The following is a 6,294-nucleotide window of genomic DNA, read 5'->3' on the forward strand; positions in this document are numbered from 1 at the left end:
CGCCACGACGCCGAGCACCAAGGCCGATCACAAATCATTCATGCCATCTCCTTTGACCAGTTGAGGGCGTTGACGAAGACGCCCAGCGGGTTCTTGCGCAGTGCGTCGGGGGTGCGCGGCGGCTGCACGACGATCGTGAGGATGGCGGACCAGCGTTCGGTGGCTGTCAGTTGCCCGTCCTGATAGCGCCGCTCGGTCCAGGCCACGCGGAAGGAGTCAGGTGAAGCGCGGATGACACTCGACACGTCCACCGCCACTTGCACCCGACCGACATTGGCGAACGGGTCGTTGGCGCGCGCATAGTCGTTAAGCGCCAGCGCGCCCTTGTCGGTCGTGAAGTCGTAGGCGCGAAGCCAGTTCTGGCGGATGATGACGGGATCGGCGGGAATGCTTCGGACCTGCTCGATGAAGCGAGCAAGGTGGAATGCAATCTGCGGATCGGTCGGCCGGTAGCCTGCCTCGGCCGGGGCGACCGCCTGCGCTTCGCCGAGCCGATCGACCTCAACCACCCACGGCACGATATGGCCGCGTGTCGACTGCCAGACCAGGCCGACAGCAAGCCCGCCCGAGAGCGCCAGCGCGCCGAAGAAGGCCATTCGCCAGGAACGCGCCTGCACGCGCGCAGAGCCGATGCGGTCGTCCCATGCCTGGGCCGCGCGCTGATAGGGCGTGACGGGTTCGGGCATCTGGCTGTAACGAATGGAGGGTCGTCGGAACATGGATTCAGTCCTTTTCCTTGATGTCGGGACCGCTTCCGCCGCCCTGGCTATCGCCAGTCTTCATGGTGTGGGCGAGGACGGTGGCGCCGTGGCTCACGGCCTGACGCTGCCTCATCCTCGCCGCCCATGCCGGGGGAGCGGACGCTGGGGCGGACGCGGCTCCAGCCGGTGCTGCGCTGCTTGCCTGCGGAGCGGCGCCGAGACCGGCGCGGGCGCCGGTGCGGAAATTGTCTTTCATGGATGCGCTGGCCTTTCCGGCCATCTTGCGCAGCGGCGACAGGGCCGCATTGGCCGCGCCGCTCGCGGCCATCCGTCCGGCCGTCGAAAGCCCGCCCGCAACCGCACTGCCACCCGTCTTGCCGAAAGAGCCGACGCTGTAGGCGCCCATCGCTGCGCCGCCCGCCCGAGCGCCGGCCTGCGCGGTCGCGGCCGTGGCCCGTCCGGCTGTGCCCATCGCTGCGCCGGCCGCGCCCAAACCGAGCTTGGCGGCCGCCGCGCCACCGATCAACGCACCGCCTGCGGCCAGCACGGTTCCGGCGGCCGCGCCCATGCCAAGCTGGGGGCCGCCTGAGACGATGCCATTGGCGATGCTGGGGCCAAAGAGCGACAGGCCGAGGAACGAGATAGAGGCCAGCACGATGGCCATGACCTGTTCGATGGTCGGCTCGCTGCCAAGGCCGGCATTGGTGAATTGGCTGAATAATGTGGTGCCGATGCCGGTAATGACGGCCAAGGTCAGCACTTTGATGCCGCTTGAAACGACATAGCCCAAGACCTTCTCGGCCATGAAGGCAGTCTTGTTGAAGAAGGCGAAAGGCAGCAGGACGAACCCGGCCAGCGTCACCAACTTGAACTCCAGCAACGTGACGAAGACTTGCCCGGCGATAAGGAGGAAAGCGAGCACGACGATAAACCACGCGAGGAGCAGCACGAAGATCAGCGCGGCGTTGGCGAAGAAGGCCCAGAGGCTGGAGAATTGGCCTGCGGCATCCATAAGCGGCTTTGCGGCCTGGAGCCCGGTGGACGCGATCGCGCTGGGCTTCATGAATTGTTCGATCGTCAGCGTGCTACCGCTTGCCTGGAGGCCCAGACCGGCGAAGCTCTCGAAAACGATGGTGGCAAGAAGCGAGAAATTGCCGATGATGAAGGCGAAGGTGCCGATGTAGAGCGTCTTCTTGATGAGGCGCTGAAGCACATCTTCATCGGCACCCCATGCCCAGAACAGGCCCGCGAGCGTCACGTCGATGGCAATGAGGGTGGTCGAAAGGAACGCGACCTCGCCGCCCAGGAGCCCGAACCCGCTGTCGATGTAGCTCTGGAAGACGTTGAAGAAGGTGTCGATGACGCCGGTATCGTTCATGGCGTCGTTTCCTTTTCTTCGTCTTGACCGAAGAAGCGACGGCGGTTTGCCGCCCATGCCGCTTCGCAACCGCTGTCGGGCATGGTGAGGGTTGCGCAGCGCTTCAGTTCGCTTGCCAGATGCTCGTCTTCCTCACCGCCAGCGATCGGGATGATCTCGCGCGGCGGGGCCGGCTGCTCTCGCAGGCTGACGATGCCGACGGTCAGCATCATGCCTGCAAGAGCGGCTATTCCTGCGATCTTGCCCGTCCGCGACATGAGCGATCAGTTGCCCATGAAGCGGCGGAACCGCTCGCGGCCTTCGGCTTCCTCAGCGGCCTGGCGAGTGGCTTGGAGCGACTGTGCCCGTCCCTGCGCGGCGACCGCGGCGGTCAGGTCAGCGAGTTGCTGCGATTGCAGGGCGAGAAGCTGATTGCCGGCCTGTGCCGCTTGTAGCGCGCCCGTCGCCGACTGGCTGGCCGTGACCAGGCTGTTCATGGTCGTGCGCGCGCCGTCGATATTGCCGACGACGCCGGCTTGCACCTGCAAGGCGTCCTGAAACGCGCCGACGCTATCTTCCCAGCGCGCATTGGCGTTGGCGACCATTTGGGCATGATCGCCGGTCAGCGCCGCACCCTTATAGCGACCGTCGAACGCCTGCTGGATGTCCTGCACATCATAGGCGATGCGCTGCGCCTGCCCGAGCAATTGCTGCGTCTGCTGAATCTGCTGCTGGAGGGTGTGAACCGTCGAAAGCGGCAGGCTGGCAAGATTGCGCGCCTCGTTGATAAGGCTCGTCGCCTGCTGCTGGATTTGCTGAATCTGGTTGTTGATCTGTTGCAGAGACCGGGCGGCGGTCAGCACGTTCTGCGCATAATTGGTGGGATCATAGACGATCCCGCCGAATTGCGCATAAGCGGGCGCTGGCGCGACGATCGGGGTGATGGCCGTTGCGGCGATGACGCTGGCCATAAGGGCGCGGCGGATGGGTGGCAGGTTCATAGGTCGATCTCCATGTTCGATGTGAAGGGAAGTTCGGGCTGGCGGTCGGATGCCGATTCCGGCAGCAGCTCGGCGGCCCAGGCGCAGCCGCGATGCCGCAGCCATTCGGCGGCAAAGGCGTCCGCGCCGTGGGTTTCGATGATCTCGGCGATGGCGAGTTGATCGGTCTTCGCCGAGGCGGCGGCGAACGCCAGGGCGACCTCGCCCAGCCCCAGCTCGAACAGGCGGTTCCCCCGCCGCGATTGACAGTAGTAATCCCGCTTCGGCGTCGCCCGGCTGAGGATTTCGATCTGCCGCGCGTTGAGCCCGAACCGCTCGTAAATGGCCGCGATCTGCGGTTCGGCGGCGCGCTCGTTGGGCAGGAAGATGCGCGTCGGGCAGGATTCGATGATGGCGGGCGCGATGGCCGAGGTTTCGATGTCGGCAAGGCTCTGCGTGGCGAAAATAACGGAAGCGTTCTTCTTCCTGAGCGTCTTCAGCCACTCGCGAAGCTGGGCGGCGAAGGCCGGGCTGTCGAGCACCAGCCAGCCCTCGTCGATGATGATGAGCGTCGGCGAGCCGTCCAGCCGCCCCTCGATCCGGTGGAACAGGTAGGAGAGCACGGCGGCCGCCGCTCCCGCGCCGACCAGCCCCTCGGTCTCGAATGCCTGAACCGATGCCTCGCCCAGCCGTTCGGACTCGGCATCGAGCAGCCGGCCCCACGGCCCGCCGATGCAATAGGGCGCCAGCGCCTGCTTGAGCGTCTGCGATTGCAGGAGGACCGCGAGCCCGGTCAGTGTGCGTTCGGATTGGGGGGCGGACGCGAGCGAGCCCAGCGCGGACCAGATATGCTCCTTGGCCTGGGGATCGACCGCGACGCCTTCGGACGCGAAAATCGCGGCCAGCCATTCGGCCGCCCAAGCCCGTTCGGCCGGATCGTCGACATGGGCGAGCGGCTGCAACTGCACCCCGCCGTCATTGTCATCGGATAGACCGCCGCCGAGATCCTGCCAGTCGCCGCTCATGCCGAGCGCGGCGGCGCGAATGCTGCCGCCGAAGTCGAATGCGAAGACCTGGCCGTTCTCGTAGCGGCGGAACTGCATCGCCATGAGCGCGAGCAGCACGGACTTGCCCGAGCCGGTCGGCCCGACGATCAGCGTGTGACCGACATCGCCGACATGGAGGGAAAACCGGAACGGGGTCGAGCCTTCCGTCTTGCCGTAGAGCAAGGGGGGAGCGTCGAAATGCTCGTCCCGTTCCGGCCCCGCCCATACCGCTGACAGGGGGATCAGGTGGGCGAGATTGAGGGTGGAGATCGGCGGTTGCCGGACATTGGCGTAAGTGTGGCCGGGGATTGAGCCGAGCCACGCTTCAATGGCGTTCATGCCTTCGGGGATGACGGTGAAGTCGCGGCCCTGGATGATCTTCTCGGCCAGCCGCAGCTTCTCGGTAGCAATAGCCGGATCGCGATCCCACACGGTCACCGTCGCCGTCACATAGGCCATGCCGGCATAGTCGGCGCCCAGCTCCTGCAAGGCGGTGTCGGCATCGGCGGCCTTGTTCGAGGCGTCGCTGTCGAGCAGCGTGGACGCCTCGTTGGTCATCACCTCCTTCAAGATGGCGGCGACCGACTTGCGCTTGGCGAACCATTGCCGTCTGATCCTGGTGAGCAGCTTCGTCGCGTCGGTCTTGTCCAGCATGATCGCGCGGGTTGACCAGCGATAGGAGAAGGCGAGCCGGTTCAACTCGTCGAGCAGGCCGGGAAAGGTGACGCTCGGGAATCCGACAATGGAGAGCGTGCGCAGATGATGCTCGCCCAGCTTCGGTTCGAGCCCGCCGGTCAGCGGCTCGTCGGCGAGCAGCGCGTCGAGGTGCATCGGGGTTTCCGGCACGCGCACGCGCTGGCGCCGGGTCGAGATTGTCGAGTGAAGGTAGGTCAGCGTCTCGCCGTCATCGAGCCAGCGGACCTCGGGCACGAAGCCATCGACCAGATTGAGCAGACGGTCGCTGCGATCGCAAAAGCCTCTGAGCAATTCCCACGGATCGACGCCCGCGCCGGAACGGCCCTCATACAGCCAGGTTTCGGCGCGGGCGGCGTCCTCGGCCGGCGGCATCCACAGCAGCGTCAGATAATAGGCACTCTCGAAATGGGCGCCTTCCTCGCGAAACTGTTCCCGCCGCTCCATATCGACCAGCGCCGAGACCGGATCGGGAAACTCCGATTCCGGGTAGTCGAGCGCGGGCGCGCGCCGCGCCTCCACGAAGATCGCCCAGCCGGAACCCAGGCGGCGGAGCGCGTTATTCAGCCGCGCCGTGGTGGCGACCAGTTCGGCGGGCGTGGCGCTGTCGAGATCGGGGCCGCGAAAGCGCGCCGTCCTCTGAAAGCTGCCGTCCTTGTTGAGCACGACGCCTTCGCCGACCAGTGCGGCCCAAGGGAGGAAGTCGGCCAGATGGGCGGCGCGGTTCCTGTATTCGCGCAGGCTCATCATGGCCGCATCCACGCCGGATAACGCAGATGCCGACGCGCCACATCCACGAATTGCGGATCGCGGCGCGCGGCCCAGACGGACAGCGCATGGCCAATGGCCCAGAGAACCAGCCCGGCGATCCAGAGCCGCAGCCCCAGCCCGATCGCGCCGGCCAGGGTGCCATTGACGATAGCGAGCGAGCGCGGGGCGCCGCCGAGCAATATCTGCTCGGTCAGTGCCCGGTGGACCGGTGCGAAATAGCCGGGGATGGGTTCGCCGGCTTCCATCAGACCAGCGCCCCGCCGCCGAATGAAAAAAAGCTCAAAAAGAAGGAGCTGGCCGCAAACGCGATGCTGAGCCCGAAGACGATTTGAATGAGGCGCCGGAAGCCGCCGCTGGTGTCGCCGAACGCCAGGGTGAGGCCGGTGACGATGATGATGATCACCGCGATGATCTTGGCGACCGGCCCCTCGATGCTTTCGAGGATCGACTGGAGCGGTGCTTCCCACGGCATCGACGATCCGCCCGCATGGGCGGGAACGGCGAAAGTCAGGGCAATGACGCTGGCGGTGGCGGCGAGCATGGCGCGGCGTGCGCCATGCCGAACGGCATGGATCATGATGCGTCTCCAGATTGGGGGGTGAAGGGACTGAGGCGGTAGTCGCCGGTCGCGGCGTCGAGCCCTTCGACGCGGGCCAGTTCGGCGAGGCGCCGGCCGTGTCCGTCGCGGACCAGCACGGCGATCAGGTCGATGGTCTCGGCCAGCAGCGCGCGCGGGACCGTGACGA

At 66.2% G+C, this 6,294-nt stretch carries 7 protein-coding genes and 1 pseudogene; all 8 read right to left on the reverse strand.

Features of this window, described 5'->3' with window-relative positions; translation table 11 throughout:
* Positions 1-38: 38 nt before the first annotated feature.
* Complete coding sequence (trbF, locus tag AX724_RS19465; protein WP_066769890.1) at positions 39-719, reverse strand: conjugal transfer protein TrbF; 681 nt, start codon at positions 717-719, stop codon at positions 39-41.
* A gap of 4 nt (positions 720-723) precedes the next feature.
* Positions 724-2,079, reverse strand: coding sequence for a P-type conjugative transfer protein TrbL (gene trbL, locus AX724_RS19470; RefSeq protein WP_066769892.1), 1,356 nt, complete (start codon positions 2,077-2,079; stop codon positions 724-726).
* A complete protein-coding gene (trbK-alt, locus tag AX724_RS19475) occupies positions 2,076-2,291 on the reverse strand; it encodes a putative entry exclusion protein TrbK-alt (RefSeq protein ID WP_231736765.1) in 216 nt (71 codons plus the stop codon). Before trbK-alt ends, trbL begins: the two co-directional genes overlap by 4 nt.
* Positions 2,292-2,342: 51 nt before the next feature.
* Positions 2,343-3,059 (reverse strand): P-type conjugative transfer protein TrbJ, encoded by a 717-nt coding sequence (trbJ, locus tag AX724_RS19480; RefSeq protein WP_066769897.1) that lies wholly within the window; start codon positions 3,057-3,059, stop codon positions 2,343-2,345.
* Positions 3,056-5,527: a conjugal transfer protein TrbE gene (gene trbE / locus AX724_RS19485; protein ID WP_066769899.1), complete on the reverse strand. Its 2,472-nt coding sequence runs from the start codon at positions 5,525-5,527 to the stop codon at positions 3,056-3,058. Before trbE ends, trbJ begins: the two co-directional genes overlap by 4 nt.
* Positions 5,524-5,793 carry a VirB3 family type IV secretion system protein gene (locus AX724_RS19490; protein WP_066769901.1) on the reverse strand — a complete coding sequence of 90 codons (270 nt, stop codon included), beginning with the start codon at positions 5,791-5,793 and terminating at the stop codon, positions 5,524-5,526. The genes trbE and AX724_RS19490 overlap by 4 nt, the downstream gene beginning before the upstream one ends.
* Positions 5,793-6,125, reverse strand: coding sequence for a TrbC/VirB2 family protein (locus tag AX724_RS19495; RefSeq protein WP_066769907.1), 333 nt, complete (start codon positions 6,123-6,125; stop codon positions 5,793-5,795). The genes AX724_RS19490 and AX724_RS19495 overlap by 1 nt, the downstream gene beginning before the upstream one ends.
* Positions 6,122-6,294: pseudogene (locus AX724_RS19500) on the reverse strand (P-type conjugative transfer ATPase TrbB); the annotation flags it as partial. The pseudogene AX724_RS19500 and the gene AX724_RS19495, both read right to left, overlap by 4 nt.

This window comes from Sphingobium sp. CCH11-B1 (assembly GCF_001556865.1).
In the GTDB taxonomy this organism is placed as follows: domain Bacteria; phylum Pseudomonadota; class Alphaproteobacteria; order Sphingomonadales; family Sphingomonadaceae; genus Sphingobium.

Coding starts and splice junctions, on each gene's coding strand:
- trbF (WP_066769890.1), bottom strand. CDS start 719: ATGTTCCGACGACCCTCCATTCGTTACAGCCAGATGCCCGAACCCGTC.
- trbL (WP_066769892.1), bottom strand. CDS start 2,079: ATGAACGATACCGGCGTCATCGACACCTTCTTCAACGTCTTCCAGAGC.
- trbK-alt (WP_231736765.1), bottom strand. CDS start 2,291: ATGATGCTGACCGTCGGCATCGTCAGCCTGCGAGAGCAGCCGGCCCCG.
- trbJ (WP_066769897.1), bottom strand. CDS start 3,059: ATGAACCTGCCACCCATCCGCCGCGCCCTTATGGCCAGCGTCATCGCC.
- trbE (WP_066769899.1), bottom strand. CDS start 5,527: ATGATGAGCCTGCGCGAATACAGGAACCGCGCCGCCCATCTGGCCGAC.
- AX724_RS19490 (WP_066769901.1), bottom strand. CDS start 5,793: ATGGAAGCCGGCGAACCCATCCCCGGCTATTTCGCACCGGTCCACCGG.
- AX724_RS19495 (WP_066769907.1), bottom strand. CDS start 6,125: ATGATCCATGCCGTTCGGCATGGCGCACGCCGCGCCATGCTCGCCGCC.